Source organism: Prevotella rectalis, from assembly GCF_900607215.1.
GTDB lineage: Bacteria > Bacteroidota > Bacteroidia > Bacteroidales > Bacteroidaceae > Prevotella > Prevotella brunnea.
The window spans coordinates 920,461-942,292 of sequence record NZ_LR027822.1; the positions used below are offsets into that span (position 1 = coordinate 920,461).

At 44.4% G+C, this 21,832-nt stretch carries 14 protein-coding genes, 2 tRNA genes and 1 pseudogene (1 of these 17 cut by a window edge); 2 read left to right on the forward strand and 15 right to left on the reverse strand.

Features of this window, described 5'->3' with window-relative positions:
- The 14 genes and pseudogenes from E0E16_RS12230 to tig form a co-directional block, all read right to left on the reverse strand.
- Positions 1-837 (reverse strand): annotated as a pseudogene (locus E0E16_RS12230) (IS4 family transposase); it reaches 514 nt to the left of the window's first position.
- 335 nt (positions 838-1,172) lie between these two features.
- Positions 1,173-1,247 (reverse strand) — tRNA-Val (locus tag E0E16_RS12235).
- Positions 1,248-1,303: 56 nt separating this feature from the next.
- A tRNA-Val gene (locus E0E16_RS12240) sits at positions 1,304-1,378 on the reverse strand.
- Between the two features lie 128 nt (positions 1,379-1,506).
- Positions 1,507-2,661, reverse strand: coding sequence for an OmpA family protein (locus tag E0E16_RS12245; RefSeq protein WP_130830474.1), 1,155 nt, complete (start codon positions 2,659-2,661; stop codon positions 1,507-1,509).
- 156 nt (positions 2,662-2,817) lie between these two features.
- Positions 2,818-4,665, reverse strand: a complete 1,848-nt coding sequence (mutL, locus tag E0E16_RS12250) for a DNA mismatch repair endonuclease MutL (protein WP_130830661.1) — start codon at positions 4,663-4,665, stop codon at positions 2,818-2,820.
- Between the two features lie 7 nt (positions 4,666-4,672).
- The gene (locus tag E0E16_RS12255) at positions 4,673-4,957 is read right to left on the reverse strand and encodes a hypothetical protein (protein WP_130830475.1); all 285 of its coding nucleotides are present in this window, start codon (positions 4,955-4,957) and stop codon (positions 4,673-4,675) included.
- Between the two features lie 15 nt (positions 4,958-4,972).
- Positions 4,973-6,892, reverse strand: coding sequence for an OstA-like protein (locus tag E0E16_RS12260; RefSeq protein WP_165444236.1), 1,920 nt, complete (start codon positions 6,890-6,892; stop codon positions 4,973-4,975).
- Positions 6,893-6,906: 14 nt separating this feature from the next.
- Positions 6,907-8,340 carry a peptidylprolyl isomerase gene (locus E0E16_RS12265; protein WP_130830477.1) on the reverse strand — a complete coding sequence of 478 codons (1,434 nt, stop codon included), beginning with the start codon at positions 8,338-8,340 and terminating at the stop codon, positions 6,907-6,909.
- 15 nt (positions 8,341-8,355) lie between these two features.
- Positions 8,356-9,780 (reverse strand): peptidylprolyl isomerase, encoded by a 1,425-nt coding sequence (locus tag E0E16_RS12270; protein WP_130830478.1) that lies wholly within the window; start codon positions 9,778-9,780, stop codon positions 8,356-8,358.
- Positions 9,781-9,876: 96 nt separating this feature from the next.
- The gene (gene guaB, locus E0E16_RS12275) at positions 9,877-11,361 is read right to left on the reverse strand and encodes an IMP dehydrogenase (protein WP_130830479.1); all 1,485 of its coding nucleotides are present in this window, start codon (positions 11,359-11,361) and stop codon (positions 9,877-9,879) included.
- A 495-nt stretch (positions 11,362-11,856) separates the two neighbouring features.
- Positions 11,857-14,040 carry a DNA helicase RecQ gene (gene recQ / locus E0E16_RS12280; RefSeq protein WP_130830480.1) on the reverse strand — a complete coding sequence of 728 codons (2,184 nt, stop codon included), beginning with the start codon at positions 14,038-14,040 and terminating at the stop codon, positions 11,857-11,859.
- 84 nt (positions 14,041-14,124) lie between these two features.
- Complete coding sequence (gene clpX / locus E0E16_RS12285) at positions 14,125-15,366, reverse strand: ATP-dependent Clp protease ATP-binding subunit ClpX (RefSeq protein WP_130830481.1); 1,242 nt, start codon at positions 15,364-15,366, stop codon at positions 14,125-14,127.
- The gene (gene clpP, locus E0E16_RS12290; protein ID WP_130830482.1) at positions 15,347-16,030 is read right to left on the reverse strand and encodes an ATP-dependent Clp endopeptidase proteolytic subunit ClpP; all 684 of its coding nucleotides are present in this window, start codon (positions 16,028-16,030) and stop codon (positions 15,347-15,349) included. Before clpP ends, clpX begins: the two co-directional genes overlap by 20 nt.
- A gap of 299 nt (positions 16,031-16,329) precedes the next feature.
- Positions 16,330-17,784, reverse strand: coding sequence for a trigger factor (tig, locus tag E0E16_RS12295; protein ID WP_130830483.1), 1,455 nt, complete (start codon positions 17,782-17,784; stop codon positions 16,330-16,332).
- 767 nt (positions 17,785-18,551) lie between these two features.
- Between tig and E0E16_RS12300 the strand changes: the two genes are divergently transcribed.
- On the forward strand, positions 18,552-18,962 hold the full coding sequence (locus E0E16_RS12300; protein ID WP_130830484.1) for a hypothetical protein: 411 nt from the start codon (positions 18,552-18,554) through the stop codon (positions 18,960-18,962).
- A 312-nt stretch (positions 18,963-19,274) separates the two neighbouring features.
- Here the strand turns inward: E0E16_RS12300 and E0E16_RS12305 are convergent, their stop codons facing one another.
- Entirely contained in the window at positions 19,275-20,942 is a 1,668-nt protein-coding gene (locus E0E16_RS12305; RefSeq protein ID WP_130830485.1) for a formate--tetrahydrofolate ligase, read from the reverse strand.
- Between the two features lie 91 nt (positions 20,943-21,033).
- On the opposite strand from E0E16_RS12305, the gene E0E16_RS13735 reads away from it, so the two are divergent.
- Entirely contained in the window at positions 21,034-21,195 is a 162-nt protein-coding gene (locus tag E0E16_RS13735) for a hypothetical protein (RefSeq protein WP_165444232.1), read from the forward strand.
- The last annotated feature ends 637 nt before the right edge of the window (positions 21,196-21,832 follow it).

Sequence of the window (21,832 nt, forward strand, 5' to 3'; positions counted from 1 at the left end):
CTTCTTGATATCCACATAGGTGATGATACGCGCTATATGGTTGATACCGCCCTTCCTGAACACCACCACCTGCTCACGATATTCCATCAGCCCATCCTCGTTCATATCCATGCAGTCTGCCAACACCTCGTATTTGAGATTTTTCTTCATCTTGGTGACATAGACGACGTTCCTCTCGGTCAGTTCCTCAAACTTTTCATAGTTGATATATGCACGATCCAGGGCAATGATTTCATCATGCTTGAAATGGCTGGGGGCGAGCATAAAGGAATCGTTGGTAGCAGCAGAAGTGAACTTCACGTCACAGTGAACTCCTTCGTTTGCATGAATGACGGAATGCACTTTTATGCCTCCCTTCTTCTTTCCCGTCTTAGGATGCCGTCCCACACCCTTGAAGATGACGTTAGAGAACAGGGTTATCGTGGTGGAATCGATGATTCTCAGACGCTTTATCCATTCCTCCGTACCATTGCGTCGGCTGTCCGAAGAAAGTCTGTCCTTATTGGACTCGTAAAGGTCGTGGTACACGTCCTCAAAGAACTTCTCCGAGCGTCTGGCGTTCGCGTCTGACAGGGTACTGCGCTTAGGAACCCTGTCAATGCCTATGTGATGAAGCTTGCGCACCTCAGCCGTCATTGCCGCCTCTATCTCGCGCAGGGAGTCGAAGCGCATGATGACTGCATACAGCATCGTAAGAAGATGGGTGAAGCCATCAAAGGTCTTCACATACCGCTCACCGCCGTTCCGACGGCTTATTTCAACTATTTTATCATGGTCGAGAGATTTTATCAGCTGACCATATACCGGCTGTCCGAAGAAATGTGTACTTTTGCCCATGTTATCTGAGTTTGGAAACAAAAGCAAAGATAACAAAAAGGGCTGATACCTCGTGAGAAGTGTCAGCCCTAATTCATAAAAAATGTGGGATGTTTAGCGGACAGTAATAAAAAACAAAAAAAACCGCCACATTGACATAATTCACAGCATAGCTTTCCGGGTCTTCGGATTCGGACAAACGTCTCCCGAAACAGTTAAGTCGGTGGAGGAAAAAATCTCACACTACCCGGATTGTTTGTCATTTGAAAGCTATGAGAAAATCGTTGAATTGTCCGGAGAGCGATTCCGATTAGAAAGAAAAGACTCGCAACATAGATATTGCGAGTCTCTATTTGTGGGCGTTGACGGATTCGAACCGCCGACCCTCTGCTTGTAAGGCAGATGCTCTAAACCAGCTGAGCTAAACGCCCTTAATTTTTATTTCATCGCTGCACCTCAATGGAGTATCTCTCCTTCCTCTTTGAAGTGGGCGTTGACGGATTCGAACCGCCGACCCTCTGCTTGTAAGGCAGATGCTCTAAACCAGCTGAGCTAAACGCCCTTACTTTCGTAAGCGAGTGCAAAGATAGATATTTTTTATTTATCCTCCAAATAATCCGTACAGTTTTTAAAATAAAAAGGTGTTTGCCCTTTTGGACAAACACCCTATACATTTAATAACTCCTTGAATTAGTCTGTAACCTGAACAGTTGCACGACGGTTGAAAGAGATAGGAGACAATGTGTCTACGCCACCCTTACCAACAGTTGTAATCTTGCCCGGCTCAACACCCATCTTCTCAAGCTCACCTGCTACAGTCTTAGCACGCTCTTCAGAGAGCCACTGGTTGTGGTCAGCCTTACCTGTTGCGCTGTCAGCGTAACCGGTTACGAGGAGGTTGTTGTTGTTGTCGATAGCATACTTGGCAAGTGCCTGTACGTTTACGAGATCCTTCTGAGAAGCGATGTTGGTCTTGTCAATGTTGAAGAACACTGAGATTGGAGTTGTAACCAATTCCTTAACAGACTCGCTAACGGTTTCTACCGGTTTCTGGTTTGCAAGTTCATCGCGGAGACGAGCGTTCTCTGCTTCAGCATCGCGAAGGCGTGCATTCAAAGCATCAAGAGCAGACTGGTGCTGTGCGTTGATAGCCTCTACGTCCGGAGTCTTGCTCCATGTGTTTTTGCCGAGGTTGAAGTTCAAACCCAACTCTGCATAAAGGTTGTTATCGTGAGAGTCCCAACCACGGTTGCCGACATACTGATCGTATCCGTCAACATCGCCTTCATAACGATTCCATCCTGCTTCAAGATAGATGCGAACAGCGTTGCTCAAACGCCAAGAAGACTGGATACCTGCACTAAGACCCATGCCATAAACGTTTTTAGTCATAGAGCGACCTACGCCACCACCGGCAAATGGGATAAGATTCCATACACGATTCTCGTTGTAACCGCAGAACAAGTTGCTCAAGTTGAACATGATCTGTTCCTGGAGAATCCAGTATTTGTTATCGATATCGTATTCTGTGTTGCGAGCATCGCTGACACGCTTACCCCAAACTCCTTGGAACTTCGTACGAAGACCGATACCCGGAGTGAACCATTTACCAATGGCAACACCTACTCCCGGTTTTGCGCGGAAGCTCTTAAGAGGACTCTTGTCCAAATTACGACCATGTTCTTGACCAGAATACCATGCATTCCATTCTGCACCTACCTGCAAAAACCAATTGTGCCAGAAAGAATTTGTAGCGACACTGTACTTCTCAGCAGGTACGTCGTTCTGAGCAAATCCGGCTACAGTTGCGCCGGCAAATGCCAATACCATTAATAATTTTTTCATAACCTTTATTTATTAAACAATCAAAAATATCAATCAGTAATTAGTAAGTTTACACTCATAATCATGGGCAAAGGTAACAATTAATTTTCAATACCATATAATTTCATGAAAAAAAAGTCCAATTTTAGTAAAAAAAAACGTGATACTATCAAAAAATCAGTCTTTTCCGAACAAATGTTCAATTTCTGACTGCTTTATTATCGCGATTATGGGATGCCCGTCAGGTGTATAATTGACGTTTTCGCATACAAAGAGTTGATTTACCAAATTTTCCATTTCCTCGTTACTCAAGATTTGTCCTTGGGGAATGGCGGCACTGCGCGCCAGCGTATGCGCCAACGATTGATTAACACTCTCTCCGGGTTTCTGATTGGTTTCTTTCAATGCCACCAACATCTCGGGTATGAGCGTCGCAACATTCAGTCCCTCTATCCCGGAAGGAACTCCATTGACGGCATAGCTGCCACTTCCCATGGAACTGAGGTCAAAACCTAAGTTTTGTATTTCGGGCAACACGTCCCGCAACAGCATGTCGTCTTGGGGTGAAAAATTTATCATCTCGGGAAAGAGCAATTTCTGTGTATGTGTCTTACGCTCCTGCATTCTACGCAAATAAGATTCGTATAAAACGCACACGTGAGCACGATGCTGATCGATAAGCATGAGTCCGGACTTCACGGCAGTCATCACGTATCTTCCTTTATATTGATAATGTATGGGCGATTTATCTTCAAAAACGCTATTGGTAGCTGTACTCGCTTCATCCGACTCAAAAAGCACCTGTTCGTTTTGAGGTTCGAGGGGGATGTTCTGGTTGTTACTACCTTTTGTTCCCCCCGGCAAACTCGCATAGAGTTTTTCCCATTCACTCTTGGAAGAAGAGGAGGCAGGAGTCTCTTTGAAGGGATTATATTGAGGATTATAACTAATTTTGGGCACGGCAGTTCCGAGATTGGGGTTAAAGACCGGGATGTCGGGTTTTCCTTCGTTATCGAAATCAATGGTAGGGATATCATTAAAGCGCCCTATTGCCTCTTTCACTCCTGCCAAAAGAATTTGCCAGACGGCCTGTTCGTTTTCAAATTTTATTTCTGTCTTGGTAGGATGGATATTCACATCAATATTTTCTGCCGGGACATCAAAATAAAGAAAATAGGGGATTTGTTCTCCTGCAGGCAGTAGTCGCTCGAAAGCCGATATCACTGCTTTATGAAAATAAGGGTGCTTCATGAAGCGATTATTGACGAAGAAATATTGCAATGCGCCTTTTTTCTTCGATGACTCCGGCTTGCCTACATATCCATGGATTTTACAAAGCGTCGTATCTACCTCCACCGGTAACAAATCTTGGTTGATTTTCTTTCCGAAAACATCCACAATCCTTTGGCGGATATTCCCGGCCTTTAACGACATCATCTCCACTCCGTTACTATGCAATGAGAACGAAACATCGGGATAGACCAACACTATACGTTCAAAAGCTGTGATGATATTATTTAATTCAGTGGTATTCGTCTTTAGGAATTTACGGCGCGCGGGAAGATTGAAGAAAAGATTTTCTATCTTGAAATTACTTCCCACCGGGCATGAGCAAGGTTCCTGACCGGTGAAACGACTTGCCGCCAACGTCAGCATCGTACCAATGTCTTCGCCCACCTGTCTGGTTTTCAATTCTATTTGCGCCACTGCCGCAATTGATGCCAAAGCCTCACCTCTGAAGCCCATCGTATGGAGAGCGAACAAGTCATCAGCTTTTCTAATCTTCGATGTCGCATGGCGTTCAAATGCCAATCGGGCATCTGTTTCCGACATTCCCTTCCCATTGTCAATCACTTGTATGGACGTTCGCCCGGCATCAACCACCAATACATTTATATGAGTGGCTCCGGCATCAACGGCGTTCTCCACCAACTCTTTCACAACCGAAGCGGGGCGTTGGATTACCTCACCCGCCGCAATTTGGTTGGCAACACTATCGGGTAAAAGTTGTATCACATCATTCATAGACATCTTATATTAAAAACAGCAATAGAAACATCAACGACAACGCGAAGATAGCACTCACGCCCACACTCAAGAGCATCCGCATAGAAGATTTCTCGCGATTTCTTCTCCGAAAGTGAAAGAACGCATCAGAACAATGACTTTCCGTCCGCATTATCGTAACGTCATCTCCGCGTAATCCCAATTCCTGCTTCGCCTTCTGTCTTAACTTTTCCAATTTCTCTTTTCGTTCGTCCACATAGATGTAGTCGTGATGAAAATGACGGGGCTTGAGTTGATTAAAGAAGAGCATGACTTGTCTCAGTATTTAATTAAGAATGGTCTGGCGAGGAGGAGCTGCAACGGGCTTGGGAGCAATGTCCGCATCGCCTTCGCGTCCCACTCGACGGAAAATATCGAATTTATCGCGCGGTCGCATATCTATATACCACTTAAAATAACGCAATTTCAATTTATCAGGTGGGATTTGCGTCATAGGATACGCCGTAGCATTAAACTTATTTGTCCATATCTTTTCCAATTTCCTATCAGGTCGCATATACGCCCGCAGGGTATCTGTTTCCAAATAATTGAGTGCCATCAGCGTACTATCTTTATCATCTATGGGAAAGAACACTGTCAAGACATTACCAATGGCTTCTCCCCACCGTACATTTCCTCCTTCAAAATAAGCATTCATACGTTTTGAATACACTTGGTTGTAATGTATCTTATCCTCCATCTCCTCTATGGACGATGCGTTACCCAGCAGATAGGCTTTGCGGATGGTGGAATCGTTCATGAACACTTTGATGGAATCGCCCAACATTTGGCGATTGCCGGTCCAAACAATCGGGCTCTGATACATGGTCATGCAAGAGTCTCTTGAATTAGCTATCAAAAAGCCACAGATAGCTTGTATATCGGTACGAAAAGCGCGAACATTATTTACGCCATACAACTCACGATACATCTCCGGGGTGTTCATGTTGAAGCCTTTCATGCTGATGGTGTCGGCGTGAACAAACAGCGTATCGCCTTTCGAAAATTCTTTTGCCACCGGACCGGGGGTTCCCCCATAGGCGATGGCAGCAGAGTCTGTGTAATGTACATAATCTCCTTGAAAAGCGTGTTTACGTTTCTCATCAAGATAATATACATTACCATTTCCTTCTCCTTCGTCTGATTTGCTGTTATAGATAAGGTTATCGCCAACGATGGTTCGCATCTTTGCCCTATCCACAATTTTCACATTACCATGTCCTTCACTATGTCCGGTCTGTGAATTGTAGATGACGTGATCGCCAATGATGGTGCGATTTTCCTTGTTATCAATAATCTTCACGTTTCCGAAACCTTCAGTATAACCTTTCCTGCTGTTATAGGTGATATCGTTGCCGGTCATGATTCGTTTGTTCACCTTATCAACTATTTTCACGTTGCCGTGTCCTTCGGCTTCTCCCGTAGTACTGTTATAGATGATATTGTCGCCTTGCACATCGCGTTCACGCGACTTGATGGTAGAAAAGCCTTGTAGTTCCATGTGGTCGGTGATGCTGTTATAAGTGCCATCGTTGGTATTAATGACCTCACCTTTCCGAGTTCGTATCACCGATTTCCCCACTACGTGCATCAAGCCTGTTTCCGTATTTCCATGTGCCGTAGGTGTGCTGATTTTATATTTTGGCGTAAAAATAACCACGTTATCATAGAAATTCGCATCGTGGGTTTCCGTATTGTAGTCTCCCTTGTCTGCCACGACCGTATTCCCATTGAACACCAACGTTCCTCTACCACCGAAATAGTTCCCCACATTTGAAGCCATATCGTAATCCAAGCTGTCGCAACGAAGCGATTTGTTTCCTTTCCGCAGATGTACCTTCCCTCTTGCCCGCATCATTTGAGAAAATCCCTCGTAATAGGCGCGTGAGCAATTGAGATGGGTTCCATCTTTGCGCTTCAAATCAACATGCCCGAATGCTTGAAAAGTATTTTCCCGTTCATTGAGAAATGCACTATCGCAAAGCAAAGTCATGTCTTTATAACGGAACTTCACGTTTCCTTTGGCAATCTGAACATTAGGCAATTCATACTCGTTCATGCGCAAGTTATCGGCATGGTCGATATAGACTTTATCGCCTTTCTTCTTATTTTTTGCCTGAGCGGAAACAGCAAGCGATACACTTAGCCCAAACAGGCATAGAATCACGATAGTTAAGATTCTATGCCCGCATTGCTCGGTCTTCATTTTGATTTTCGGAGTCATCGTTTCCAACCTTCGTATTCAAAATCGCAATCCCGATAACGAGGATTCATTCTCACGTATGTGTCTTTTATTTTCTTCACCACCCAGTCATGAATGATTTGCTGTCGGCGTTTCACCGTTACAATGTCTTTCATTGCCTGAAAATCTTCCGTAATGGTTGCCCTATGTTCCTTGACCCTGCTTCTGAGCTTGACAATGGCACAAACTGTTTTCCCTTTTGCATTCGTCATAACGAAAGGTTTTGAAATCTCGCCAACCTGCATAGTCTCAACCATTCGTGCTATATCGGGAGGAAGGTCTCGCATGGCGAAACGAGAAGTGCGCGCGTTCTCCGACGAGTTCACCATCAATCCATGATTATTTCTTGTGTCTTTATCATCTGAAATATAAGCCGTAGCTGCCTCAAAAGTAAATTTTCCGTTCTTTATATCAGTCGATATGGAGTCCAAGCGGTGCTCCGCAGTGGTGATAGACTCTTGCGACACTTTGGGCTTCAACAAGATATGCCTGCAATTGATCTTATCGCCTCTACGATCGATCAATTGGATGATGTGATAACCAAATTCGCTTTCCACCACTTTCGATATTTTTTTCGGATCGGTGAGATTAAAAGCTGCCGATGCGAAAGCGGGATCGAGCATTCCACGCCCCATATATCCGAGTTCACCACCTTGTCGCGAAGAACCCGGATCTTCGGAATACAGACGAGCAAGGGTTTCGAATGAGGTTTCCCCCTTTGTTACTCGATCTGTATAATCGCGAAGTTGGTTCTTTATCCTGTTGATTTCTTCCTGCTCTACTTTCGGTGTTTGGGTTAAAATCTCCACTTCCACGGTCGTGGGTATCATCGGAAGACTGTCAGCGGGCAGTTTCCGGAAATAATCGCGTACCTCTGCAGGGGACACCTTTACATCGCTCACCAATGTTTCTTGCATTTTCCGCACCAATTCGCGGTTTTTGAAGTCATCGTGCAAGTCGCGTCGAATTTGCGACAGGCTCTTGCGTTGATATTCTTCCAATTTCTCTTTTGAGCCAATCTGCGGCATGGAAATCCAATAATTGATTTGCTGATCCACACCTTGCGCGATTTCTGCCTCTGTTACGGTGATGCTATCCAATGCAGCCTGATGCAAGAACAATTTCTGAACAGCGATTTGTTCCAGTATGGCACATTCCGGATTTCCTTTCCAATGCATACCTTCCGCTTCACCTTGCAGTCGCATCATTTCCATTTCAGACTTCAAGATGGGTTCATCACCTACCACCCAAACCACTTCATCGACAACACTTTCCGGATTGACTGTCTCTGTCTGGAGAGAGTCTTGCGAATGACGCGAATTGGATTGAAAGAACATCTTTGCCTGCAAACTCGTTACCGACATGACCAAGCCTGCAAGAGCAAGCGCGAGACTATGTTTTTTTATCTTCATAAACTTCGTTTTACATCAATGCTTGTTTACCGTGGCAAGTACGTCGCGATGGATTGTAACGGCATACTTCTTACGCAAAGTGGCTACCCATTCCTTTTCGAGAACTTCTTGATAATCGGCAATGACCTGTCCGCGTACATCGTCCAATTCAGCCGGTGCTTTCAGTTTCTTACCATAAATCGCATCAATGGGATAATCTTTTAATGGTTTTACTTCCACATTCTTTTTAAACACCTTTCGGTCGATGAGTGGATTATCACCTGCTTTAAAGATACCTTTTTCCACACGTATCCGAATGACGCTATCGTTGTTGAAAGTGGAGCGCAACTTTTCCGCCCACTTGTTGAAGGGTAAGTTTTTCACGCAGTTTCTCACTGCGGCGATGTCAGCCTTATTCTTCACATGGTAAGCAATTCCCTTGAAACGAGGTTGCTCCCATTTATATTTCTTCTTGTTCTTCTTAAAATAAGTCTGCAATCCGTTCTCATCTTTGATAGCCTTGTCCCAAACGGTGCGCTTACTGATTTCAAAAAGCAACAATCCATCGTGGTATTCACGCACCAGATTTTTCAAATCCGGATCTTTTGCTTCGAGTTCCTCAAGTCGTCTATCCAACAGTTCTTCCGGAGTAACGCCGTTGCCTGCCTCCATGGAAAGCTGATTTAATTTCTGATTAATAATCTGTTCACGAAGATTGCGCACCTCGATGAAATGAAGAATATCTGCTTTCAACGAATCATAGGGCTGCATTTCCTCTTTTCCTATCATTTTAATGATATGATAACCGAATGGTGAAAGTACCGGACTACTGATTTCTCCGGGCTTCAGAAGCAACAAAGCATTTTCGAATTCCGGAACAGTTTGTCCCTTTGTTATCGGGGGCAATTCTCCACCTTTCACGGCAGAGCCTTTATCTCCGGAATACTTCCTTGCCAATTCTGCAAAGTCGGCTCCGTGCTTTAGAGCGTTATAAACGGAGTCAGCTTGATTTCTCACTTTCATCTGCTCAACATCGGACGCTCGCTGATTAAGAGAAAGCAAGATGTGGGCACAACGCATCAAACCTCCGGCAGCATCAATGCGTTGCTTTGTTTCCAAATAGATTTTCTTCGCCTCTGCCTCAACATCCGATTCATCAATCATTGTCGGACGAATTTGCTGATCGCGATAGGAAAGAAACTCTTGTTTGAAAGACTTCATCGTATCAAGTCGGGCATCTAATGCCGCTTGAACTTTCAATTTATAATTAATGAACAATTCAACGTATTCGTCAATACTCTTCTTGTCGATGACTCCCTTTGTATTGTTCTTGTTATAAGAATATTCAAACTCCGAACGACTTACGGGCTGACCGTTTATGGTCATGATGGTTGGGTCGTTCTGTGCCCACGCCATCGTACTGAAAAACAGCACAACGGCAAACAGTGTCTTTATTCTCATATCACATCTGTTCTTTCTTCATTTCCCTCTTGCGCGAGGATAATGTTTGTATGACTATAAAAAACTTATTATATTTATTCGCTCCGATGCTCTTATCTATTCGGGACGTGAATAGTTGGGAGCCTCACTCGTAATGGTGATATCGTGTGGATGGCTCTCCATAACACCGGCATTGGTAATTCGCGTAAACTTCGCGGCGTGCAATTTCTTGATGGATTCCGCGCCACAATAGCCCATGCCGGAGCGCAAGCCTCCCACCAACTGGTAGATTACTTCCTGAACGGTACCCTTGTAAGGCACTCTGCCGGCAATACCCTCCGGAACGAGTTTCTTGTTGTCGCTCACATCACTTTGGAAATAACGGTCGCGAGAACCATTTTTCTGTTCCATTGCTTCCAAAGACCCCATTCCCCGATAGCTCTTGAACTTGCGTCCGTTGAAAATAATGGTATCACCCGGCGATTCTTCCGTACCGGCTACCAACGAGCCAATCATCACCGCGTTGCCACCGGCTGCCAATGCTTTCACGATATCTCCGGAATAACGCAAGCCTCCATCGGCAATCAACGGAACGTCTGTCCCTTTCAATGCGGAGCAGACATCGTAGATGGCACTCAATTGTGGAACGCCCACTCCGGCAACCACGCGCGTAGTGCAGATGGACCCCGGTCCGATTCCCACTTTCACGGCATCGGCACCGTTCTCCACAAGATACTTTGCAGCCTCTCCCGTGGCAATATTCCCTACCACGACATCAAGGTTCGGGAAAGCAGACTTCACATCATGCAGCTTTCCGATGACGCCCTTGGAATGACCATGAGCCGTATCAATGACGATTGCATCTACTCCGGCATCCACCAAAGCCTGTGCACGTTCCATCGTATCGACTGTAACACCCACTCCGGCTGCCACACGCAGACGTCCTTTGTCATCCTTGCAAGCCATGGGTTTATCCTTTGCCTTTGTAATGTCCTTATAGGTAATCAACCCTATGAGGTGATTATCCTTATCCACTACGGGAAGTTTCTCTATCTTGTGTTCTTGAAGAATCTGCGAAGCCGCGCTAAGATTGGTTTGCGCGTGAGTCGTTACGAGGTTCTCCTTAGTCATCACTTCATCAATGGTCTTGTCGAAACGACGCTCGAAACGTAAATCGCGATTGGTAACAATGCCCACGAGATGATTTTCCTCATCAACAACAGGGATACCGCCAATGTGATATTCCGCCATCATTGCCAAAGCGTCTCTCACCGTCTTGCCTTTGCGAATGGTTACCGGATCGTAAATCATTCCATTCTCGGCGCGTTTCACGATAGCCACTTGGCGTGCTTGGTCTTCGATTGTCATATTTTTGTGCATCACGCCAATTCCACCCTCACGAGCAATGGCAATGGCCATGGCGCTTTCGGTAACCGTGTCCATGGCCGCGGTTACGAAGGGAATATTAAGCTCTATGTTACGCGAGAACTTGGTTTTCAACTCTACCTCTTTAGGCAGTACTTCAGAGTAAGCCGGAATTAATAGGACGTCGTCGTAAGTCAATCCGTCCATCACAATTTTATCTGCAACAAATGATGACATAGTATTTTTAAAAAAATTTATTGCGTGCAAATTTAGCAATAATAAATCATATCCATTGCTATTTTGCCGTTTTTCTATGATTTTATTAAAAGTATTTAACTACAAGCCCGAACTACCCCGCCAGACCAATAGTGTCCTAAATATTTTTATTCTATCCATACAAAGGCTAACTTTTGCTTTTCAAAAGCTTACCTTTTGCACTGCAAAAGGTCATGTATTGAGGCGCAAAAGCTTAGCTTTTAAATCATAATTCATATCATCTTGATTATCAACGGATTAAGGAAAGCACTTTTAATGCTGTTTTTGTCATGTAATTTCGTGGTGATGACAGGGCGAATGTTCGGTATCGGGAGTTTGTTTTCCACTGCCTGATTTTCTAAAACGCATTTAGGATACTTATTGCCAACAGAGAACAAATCCTTGACTCTTTTCTCGCAATATCACATTTCTTCTCTCTTGTCGTCAGATTGTTGAGCGAATATTGCAGAGTATGTTTTAGTTTGCCATCTCGGAAATGAACTTAATGCGCACCAATCGAATTTCCTCCTCCGTATAATCACCATCCAGCTCATTGATGGCTTCCTCAAGACTGTCTGTACTGCTGTTCATGAAGTAATCATAGATGTCGTCCACCTTATCTTCATCATAGATGTCTTCAAGGAAATAATCGATATTGAGTTTCGTGCCGCTATACACTATTTCTTCTATCTTGGTCAGCAACTCATCAAAATCCAGTCCTTCTGCTATCGCGATGTCATCGAGTGGCAACTTGCGGTCAATGCCTTGTATTATTTTCACTTTCTGCATAGAACGCTTAACGACCGTTCGCACGCGCAATTCTTCCGGACGCTCGATGCCTTTCTCTTCGCAATATTTCTTGATGAGCTTGCAAAATTCTTTACCGTAGCGTCTTGCCTTTCCCGCACCCACGCCCTGTATGTTCTGCAACTCATTTTCCGTGACGGGATACATCGTGGACATTTGCTCCAATGAGGGGTCTTGGAAGATGACGTAGGGGGGAATGTCTTGTTTGTGAGCCATGTTCTTGCGCAAGTCCTTGAGCATGGCAAACAATTCCGGGTCGAGCACGGCGGTTCCCGTTATCATTTCATCTTCGTCTTCCTCAGATTTGAATTCAGCATCCAACACAATCATAAATGAGGTTGGATGATTGACAAACCGCTTACCGGAAGCGGTCAGTTTCAGCAGGCCATAGTTCTCCACGTCTTTTTTCAAATAACCATCCAAGAGAGCTTGGCGAACAACGGGATTCCATATCTTGACATTTATTTTTTCTCCTGCTCCGAACTCATCCAGTTCATCGTGTTTATGGGCTTTTATATCATCCGTTGCACGCCCCTTTACAAAGTCGATGACATATTCCTGTCGGAAATTTTCTTTTAATGCCTTTACCGCTTGAAGCACGATGAGCAATGCCTGCCTGCCTTCTATCTTTTTCTTCGGATGCAGACAATTGTCGCACATACCGCAGTTATCTTTAGGGTAATCCTCCCCAAAATAATGTAGGAGCAGTTTGCGACGACATACCGACGATTCTGCATACGCCTCCGTTTCCTGCAAGAGCTGTCGTCCTATGTCTTGTTCGGCAACCGGTTTCCCCTCCATGAACTTCTCCAATTTTATGAGGTCGTTCTTAGAGTAGAAAACAATACAGATACCTTCTTCACCATCCCTGCCGGCTCGTCCCGTTTCTTGATAATATCCCTCAAGACTCTTCGGTATATCATAATGTATGACAAAGCGTACATCCGGTTTGTCTATACCCATACCAAAGGCTATCGTCGCCACAATGACATCTATTTCTTCCATCAGAAAGGCGTCCTGTGTCTTGGAACGCGTATCAGAGTCCAACCCCGCATGATACGGAGCTGCCTTGATGTCGTTTGCCTGCAACACTGCTGCCAACTCTTCCACTTTCTTTCGCGACAGACAATAAATAACACCACTCTTTCCGGAATGTTGCTTAATGAATTTGATAATCTGCCGATTGGTATCCTCCTCATTCTTCTTTGCTCGCACCTCATAATAAAGGTTAGGACGATTAAAAGAACTCTTAAACTCTGCGCAGCCCTCAATGTTCAAACTCTTTATGATATCCGTTCGCACCTTATCCGTGGCAGTGGCGGTAAGGGCTATGATGGGAGCTTTTCCGATTTGATCCACCGCAACTCGTATCTTACGATACTCCGGACGGAAGTCGTGTCCCCATTCCGATATGCAGTGTGCCTCGTCTATGGCATAGAAGCTGATCTTCACCGACTTGAAAAAATCGATGCTGTCTTCCTTGTTCAGTGATTCAGGGGCAACGTACAACAGTTTTGTCCTACCGGAAATAATATCGTTCTTCACCTGATCTATCTCCGCTTTCTTCAAAGACGAGTTCAGGAAATGCGCCACTCCGTCATTCTCACTAATACCATTAATCACATCAACTTGATTCTTCATCAAAGCTATCAAAGGCGAAACCACAATAGCCGTTCCTTCCATGAGGAGTGAAGGAAGCTGATAGCACAGACTTTTCCCTCCACCTGTCGGCATTAACACAAAAGTGTCGTTGCCGGCAAGAAGATTGCGGATAATAGCCTCTTGTTCGCCTTTGAACTTATCAAAACCGAAATAATGCTTTAGCTTTTCTGTCAGATTAATCGTCTTTGTCATTTTCTTGTAATTAGTGTGTTGTCGTTGCCCTAAAGGATGGAAAGAGAACCACCGTGTCGTATGCCACCGATGCCATGAAGTTCATCAGCCCTTGCCTAACTTGTGGAGATGTGCCTTGTCGAGTTGCCCCCGAGCATAATCGGCAGTTACTTCATACTTCTTGATTTTTCGCGAGGGCATGTCGAACATCATATCCATCATCACTGCCTCAACGATGGAGCGCAGTCCACGCGCACCGAGCTTGTATTCCACCGCCTTATCAACAATACAGTTCAGCGCGTCTTCCGAGAAAGTCAACTCGATACCATCCATCGCAAAGAGTTTCTTATATTGCTTAACTATGGAGTTCTTGGGCTCCACCAATATCCTTCTCAACGCTTCCTTATTTAAAGGATTGAGATAGGTGAGGACCGGTAGTCTGCCGATGATCTCAGGAATAAGTCCAAACGACTTCAGATCTTGTGGAAGTACATACTTCATGAGATCTTCTTTGTCGATCTTCGCCACATTCTGCACGGAGTTATAACCTACAACATGCGTATTCAGACGTTGGGCAATCTTTCGTTCTATGCCATCGAAAGCTCCGCCACAAACAAAGAGTATGTTCCGTGTATCCACATGAATATAATCTTGGTCGGGATGTTTGCGTCCACCTTTCGGTGGCACATTGACCGTGGTTCCCTCAAGCAACTTCAACAGTCCTTGCTGGACTCCTTCGCCACTGACATCGCGTGTAATGCTGGGATTATCGCTCTTCCGGGCTATCTTGTCAATCTCATCGATAAACACGATACCCCGCTCGGCAGCCTCCAAATCATAGTCCGCCACCTGAAGAAGGCGGGAGAGTATGCTCTCCACATCCTCACCCACATATCCGGCTTCGGTAAATACGGTGGCATCGACAATGGTGAAAGGCACTTCGAGCAACTTTGCTATGGTTCGTGCCAACAGTGTCTTTCCCGTTCCGGTGGATCCCACCATGATGATGTTGCTTTTCTCAATTTCCACTCCATCATTGTCGTTCGGTTGCTGCAAGCGTTTGTAATGGTTGTAAACCGATACTGCCAAATAGCGTTTTGCCTCATCCTGTCCGATGATATATTCATCAAGGTATGCTTTGATTTCTTTCGGTTTAGGCACTTTCTTCATTTTGAAAACCTCGCCCGACTTCGGACGCGTTTCTTCCAAAACGCCTGACTCCTCCAAGATATTGTAAGCTTTTTGCGCACAATCCGCGCAGATGAAGCCGTTCAATCCCGTGATAAGAAATCCTACCTCTCTCTCTGATCTGCCACAAAAGCTACACTTATTTTGCCGTGTCGTCATCTTTCTTTCGTTTTAATACGGCGTCTATCATACCATAGGCTTTCGCTTCCTCGGCGTCCATCCAGTAGTTTCGGTCGCTATCCTTATACACCTTGTCGTAGGATTGATGCGAGTGCTCGCTGATAATGGTGTAGAGTTCTTTCTTGTACTTGAGTATCTCCTTTGCCTCTATCTCAATATCGGAGGCCTGCCCCTGCACACCGCCGAGTGGTTGGTGTATCATCACTCTGCTATGTGGTAGCGCAGTGCGTTTTCCTTCTTGTCCGGAAACAAGCAGCACAGCCGCCATCGAGGCTGCCATGCCTGTGCAGATGGTTGCCACATCGCTGGAAATGAACTGCATGGTATCGTAAATTCCGAGACCTGCCGTAACACTTCCGCCGGGCGAATTGATGTAAATGGAAATATCCTTTCCGGAATCGACTGAATCCAGATAAAGGAGCTGAGCTTGGAGCGTATTGGCTGTATAGTCGTCAATAGGGGTTCCAAGAAAAATTATCCTATCCATCATCAGTCGCGAGAAGACATCCATCTGGGTTACGTTCAGTTGGCGTTCTTCCAAGATATATGGATTTAAGTATTGCTGCTGAGCATTGATTACGTCATCAAGCATCAATCCGTTCATCCCCAAATGTTTGGTGGCATACTTTCTAAAATCATTCATTTGTTTTCTTATTTTAATAGTTAGACAAATCGGAAGCCACGCTCCCTTGTTTTCTTTGTCTTTCTTACAAAGAATATGCCAGCCGTATGGGTGGCACTTCTTCTATTATTACACAAAGATAAGCAAAAAAAGATAAACTTTCCACAAAACTCAAACTTTTTTCATTACAGACCGATGAATTTTTGGTGAAAGCATGGCAATACAAAAAAGAAAAGAGGTTAAGTCTCGCCTTTGGTTTTCGCGACAGAAAGCTTTAGGGCACAGACTTAACCTCTTTCAAGTTATGATGGAATGACTTTTTATTCCGCTTTTTTCGCGTCGGTAGTTTTTGCTGTCTTGGCGGTCTTTTTGCTCTTGGTGGTTTTCTCTTTCTTGGGAGTTGCCTCTTCTTTCGGAGCGAACAAGGCATTGAACTCATCAAGAGTTACCGACTTTTTCTTCAGTTTAACAATCTTTTTCAAGGCGATGGAGAGTTTACGTTCGAGAGCCATTTCTACAAACTGATCGATATTCTCTCGTTTCTTGAGAATTTCCTCGGCATAATTCTTTAAATATTCATCGGGAACGTTGCTCATGCCGTACTGAGCGAACTGCGCGCGAGCCGAGTTGATGGCACTCTCGCGGATGTCGGCATCTTCAATCTTGATATTATTGGCTTCTGCCAGTTGTTGTTTTATCAAGTGCCAAGTCAGCTCCTTCAAGCTTGCCTCATAGCTCTTGTCAACAAACTCTTGTCCCTTTTCCTGATTGTTGGTCAGCATGATGCGTTTCAACAGCTCATCGGGATACTGCAATTTGCCAACTTTCTTTTCCAAGTATGTGCGAACGTCTTGAATGAACTTGAATTCCGCATCGGAGTCGAACTGTGCTTTCAAGCCTTTGGCGATGGTATCACGGAATTGTTTTTCATCTTTAATGTCTGCTTCTTCACCATAAATACTATCCCAAAGTTCTTTATTGTTCTCTGCATTGACATGACGCGAGATTTCAGTAATCTGATAAGAGAAATCTCCACGGTGATTTTCGGTCTCTCCACGCTCTATCTTCAACAAAGATGCAACTTCCGAATCGTTGTCGGGATATGCCTTGGAAGGATTAAAGGTGATGATGTCGCCCGGCTTCGCACCGTCAAAGAGTTTCTTTTGGTCTTCCACTTTGATAAACTCCGGCATGAGAACGGCCGCCTCAACGGTAATACCACCTTCGAGCGTGTTCCCATTTTCATCCAATTCGCGAATATCGCCCTTGAGCATGTCCTTCTTTTCGGGATCGTATTCGTTCGCGGTATCGTAATGACCGGCACGACTGGCGAAAAGAGCCACCTGATTATCGATGAGTTCGTCAGAAACTTTTATGTCGTAATATTCAATGGAATCCTTCTCGGTCAGCTCCGCTTTAAATTCCGGAGCAACGGCGATATCGAACTTAAACACATAAGGTGCCGGTTTCTCCAAATCAACAGCTTCCTCGCCGGAGGCTGCCAATGGCTGACCAAGCATCTTAATGTTATTGTCAGCGATATATTTTTGCAGATTTTCACCCAAGAGTTTATTTATGGCATCCATCTTTACCTGCGTACCTATCTGACGCTTAATCATGCCCATGGGAGCCTGACCCGGACGAAAGCCCGGAATGTTGGCACGCTTGCGATAATCCTTGAGTGTCTTCTCGACATCGTCTTTGTAATCAGCTTCTTCGACTGTCAAGGTCATGAGACCATTGATCTTGTCTGGATTTTCAAATGAAATTTTCATCTCTGAAGTTTTATTTTTGTTTATTATATTATCAAAAGTTCGGTTTCCAGGTGGAAAATGAGAATTTCTCCGGCTACTTCGAGGCGCAAAGATACTCATTTTTTTGCATAACTACATAATAATAAGGAGAAAATAAACTTTTTTAAGCATAATCGGTAGTCAAGAATTAAGGGAAACAGTGGGAAACGCAAGGAATGTAACTATTTGGATTACATTAGAATGAACAGAGTATTGAAGGGACGGACATCCGGTCTGAAAGGCCTATCTACAGTGTGGAAAATCGGCAGAAAATACGCACTGATAATCAGCCACTTACAAGTCGCATTTTAAAAGCTTAGCTTTTACCACCCAAAAGCTAAGCTTTTATCATTCAAAAGCTAAGCTTTTGGAATGCAATACCTAAGCTTTTGCAAAGTGATAGTTTACGTATAAAGATTTCGTATCGTTTCTCTATGAGTCCAAGTCGAACAAAGGATAATAAAAAAATATGGTTGTTTCATTGCCCGCCGCGGTTGCTCCATTTCTCTCTGTATGAACCAAACCCCGTGTTTGTCCACACGCGGGATTGGGATAGCAAATCGTTGTACAACGGTGAGTTGTGGCTTTGGTGGCTAATGACCGATTGCCACAGCTTTGGCACACGAACAAGTGGATGCAGACCGTTACGCAACAACAAAATGTTAAAAACAACAAAAAAATAAGGGGGGGGGTAGTTTCAAGAATTTTATTTATATATTTGCAAACATAAGAACCAAAAACCATATTCCATGACACCAAATCGAACTAAATTTGTAGCATTGAAGGCTTTTGCCATCACGCTTTCCTATTTGTTGTTGATGTTTTTTGTCGCGAAGTTGATAGAAACATGCCTTATAATACAAGTAGCTAACAGCATTTTCCTTTTGCTCCTTACATGGTATCTGCTGAAACGCTATCAATCGGATATGGTAGCTTGCAGCACCATACTAATCGGCGTATTACTGGCACGATATATCGGAGACATCAACTGGTTGCTGTTTGGCTTCAAAGAAAGCTGGAACATTCTATGGATCGATTTAATTGACCTTGTTGCCATTTTGGGTGGCTTGCTCTGCTACCTGAAAAACAAATGGTATGTATGGTGCTTGTCCGTGGCAGTAGCTGTAGGATGCCGGATGGCTTTCTGCATGACGATGTAGTAATGGGTACAACTCGGTACGGGAGACTCCATCAAGACCGTCCCTGAGAGATCAAAGCCCAATGAGCACTCCGGGGATTTAACATTGAAGATTGCTTAACAAAAAAGCCATATCCACCTCAAGATGATGAGAAGATATGGCTTTTTCCGTTATGGTGAGGGGCGATTTCAAAAATCAAGAAACTCCCATCCCTTTATACAGAGTATTGGTTTGCTTTGTTCCAACTGCGAAATCGACTTTGCTCCAACCGAAGAAATCGGTCGGAAGCATGAGCCTCATAAATCATGGAGAGAATAGAACCTCCCCTGGGATTTACGATAATCCCTCGATAACTCCATTTACCACCTCTATTCGCTGTGCTTGAGGCTGTTTGGGCAAGCCCGGCATACGCATGATGGTACCGGCAATGGCCACGATCATTTCCGCTCCGGCATTGATGACAAACTCGCGAATGGTGATATCGAAATCTTTTGGCGTGCCGTATGCCTTTGGATCTTCAGAGAAAGAGTACTGGGTCTTGGCAATGCAGACAGGGAATTTATCGAATCCGAGCTTTTCTATCAATGCCAATTGCTTTTTCGCCCTCGATAAAAGAATCACCTCTTTCGCGCCATAGATATTCTTCGCAATCTTGTTCACTTTCTCTTCTATGCTATCTGTGCCATAGTAAGTGAGTTTCAAAGGCTTGGAAGGGTTCTTCTCTATGGTATCCACCACCAATCGCGCCAAAGCTTCAGCACCCTTTCCGCCATCAGCGAAAGCGGTATTGAGCGCAAAGCCCACGCCGAGTTCTTTACAATGACGCTCTACCAGCTCGAGTTCCTCATCGGTATCGCAGGCAAAACGGTTCAAACAAACCACGACAGTCTGTCCGAAAGCTTCCAAGTTGGCGATGTGTCGATCCATATTGGCAAGACCGGCACGCACCCCATCAAGATTTGGTTTGCTGATTTCTTTTTCATCCACTCCTCCGTGCATCTTCAAAGCCTGAGCGGTGGCAACCAAAACGGTTAAGACCGGGGAGATATTCGCTTTCCTGCACTTGATGTTCAAGAACTTTTCCGCTCCCAAATCGGCACCGAAGCCTGCCTCTGTGATGCAATAGTCGCCATAGGTCATTGCCATCTTGGTGGCAATAATACTGTTACATCCGTGCGCAATGTTGGCAAACGGGCCACCATGGATAAACGCCGGTGTGTTTTCTATGGTCTGAACGAGGTTCGGATTGAATGCTTCCTTAAGCAAAGCTACGATGGATCCGGTAATCTTCATGTCGCGAACCCGGAAAGGCTCACCATCGAGAGTGATGCCGAGAATGATGTTGTCGATGCGGCGATAGAGGTCGGCCTCATCTTGTGCCAAGCAAAGGATAGCCATAATCTCGGAAGCGGAGGTGATGTCAAAACCGTTCTCCATCACCACGCCATCCGTACGCCCACCCAAACCTGTAACAACGGTGCGCAGGTTGCGATCGTTCACGTCGAGCACTCTTCGCCACCACACCTCACGCATGCCGAAGCCTTCGTTTTGATGCTGATAAATATAGTTGTCGAGAAGAGCCGATATCATGTTATTGGCGGAAGTGATGGCGTGGAAGTCGCCCGTAAAGTGAAGATTTATCTTCTCCATAGGCAACACTTGGGCATAGCCGCCACCTGCAGCTCCACCTTTCATACCAAAGCAAGGACCGAGCGATGGTTCACGAAGGGCGGTAATGGCCTTCTTGCCAATGCGGTTCATACCTAAAGAAAGTCCCACGCTGACAGTGGTTTTACCAATACCGGTCTTAGTGGGGGTGATGGCGGTAACGAGAATCAAATTCGATTTCTTCACCTTTGCCTCATCTATCTTTCGATAAGGCACTTTCGCTATATACTTGCCATAGGGTTCCAACTCTTCAACCGGTATATCTGCTTTTCGAGCTACTTTCTCAATTGGCTCCAATGTTGCCTCGTGGGCAATCTCAAAATCTGATTTCATATTATTTGAATTGATTTGAATTGTTACTTAAAGTAACGTCAAATGTAAGCAATTTATTTATGATGCACAAACTTTTATGGGATAAAATATTATGAAACAATATATTTGGCACATTCCATCGATAATGTGCAAGGAAAAAGCAGGGATAATCCACATCCAAATCGTAGAGGAACAAATCGAAAAACAAAGACTTTTCAACAATGGGAGAGGTAAAAATAGGAAAAGGGATGGAAAACATAAAAAATCAAGGTAAGAACCAATAATGTCCTAAATATTCTTCATTCATCCACCCAAAGCTTAGCTTTCACTTTCCAAAAGCTTACCTTTTGCGCTGCAAAAGGTCATGAATTGGAGTGCAAAAGCTAAGCTTTTAAATTGCAATTATTATCACACTGATTATCAGTAGATTACAAAGCATGTCCCCAACATCGTTTTTTGTAATATAATTTCATAGTGCCGGGCTGGTCGAATGTTCGCCATCAAGCGTCTGTTTACCACCACCTGAATACGAATTGGAGATATTCGCCATATGGGATTAGAGAGAAAACACGTCGAGCCTTATGATTTATGCGATGTTTCGTGAGTTTTTGAAAAAATATTTAAGACGCTATTGGGTAGGAACACAAATAATTTGTACGCCACACTTGATTTATATCAATAAAATGAAAAGATTCCAAATTATTTTCTGGTATTCCTTTGCCAATTGTGAAAGAGAGGGTAATTTTGCAACTGAAAAGAAGAATAATAAGATTGTTTAAGTTAGTATTAAGTGAATAGGTTTTAGTAGTTTAGGTAAATGCCGATTGAATTCAGGCAATGGGTTTTAGATTTTTAAGGTCGAAAGATTGATTGTTACAGGAGAAACACTTTAGATTGTCTGATGACAGTCA

Bases quoted from the DNA above. Each gene is read 5' to 3' on its own strand.
- mutL (WP_130830661.1), bottom strand. From the start codon at position 4,665: ATGAATGATGTGATACAACTTTTACCCGATAGTGTTGCCAACCAAATT.
- guaB (WP_130830479.1), bottom strand. From the start codon at position 11,361: ATGTCATCATTTGTTGCAGATAAAATTGTGATGGACGGATTGACTTAC.
- E0E16_RS12255 (WP_130830475.1), bottom strand. From the start codon at position 4,957: ATGCTCTTCTTTAATCAACTCAAGCCCCGTCATTTTCATCACGACTAC.
- E0E16_RS12265 (WP_130830477.1), bottom strand. From the start codon at position 8,340: ATGAAGATAAAAAAACATAGTCTCGCGCTTGCTCTTGCAGGCTTGGTC.
- clpX (WP_130830481.1), bottom strand. From the start codon at position 15,366: ATGACGACACGGCAAAATAAGTGTAGCTTTTGTGGCAGATCAGAGAGA.
- tig (WP_130830483.1), bottom strand. From the start codon at position 17,784: ATGAAAATTTCATTTGAAAATCCAGACAAGATCAATGGTCTCATGACC.
- E0E16_RS12270 (WP_130830478.1), bottom strand. From the start codon at position 9,780: ATGAGAATAAAGACACTGTTTGCCGTTGTGCTGTTTTTCAGTACGATG.
- E0E16_RS12245 (WP_130830474.1), bottom strand. From the start codon at position 2,661: ATGAAAAAATTATTAATGGTATTGGCATTTGCCGGCGCAACTGTAGCC.
- E0E16_RS13735 (WP_165444232.1), top strand. From the start codon at position 21,034: ATGAAACAATATATTTGGCACATTCCATCGATAATGTGCAAGGAAAAA.
- clpP (WP_130830482.1), bottom strand. From the start codon at position 16,030: ATGAATGATTTTAGAAAGTATGCCACCAAACATTTGGGGATGAACGGA.
- E0E16_RS12260 (WP_165444236.1), bottom strand. From the start codon at position 6,892: ATGAAGACCGAGCAATGCGGGCATAGAATCTTAACTATCGTGATTCTA.
- E0E16_RS12300 (WP_130830484.1), top strand. From the start codon at position 18,552: ATGACACCAAATCGAACTAAATTTGTAGCATTGAAGGCTTTTGCCATC.
- recQ (WP_130830480.1), bottom strand. From the start codon at position 14,040: ATGACAAAGACGATTAATCTGACAGAAAAGCTAAAGCATTATTTCGGT.
- E0E16_RS12305 (WP_130830485.1), bottom strand. From the start codon at position 20,942: ATGAAATCAGATTTTGAGATTGCCCACGAGGCAACATTGGAGCCAATT.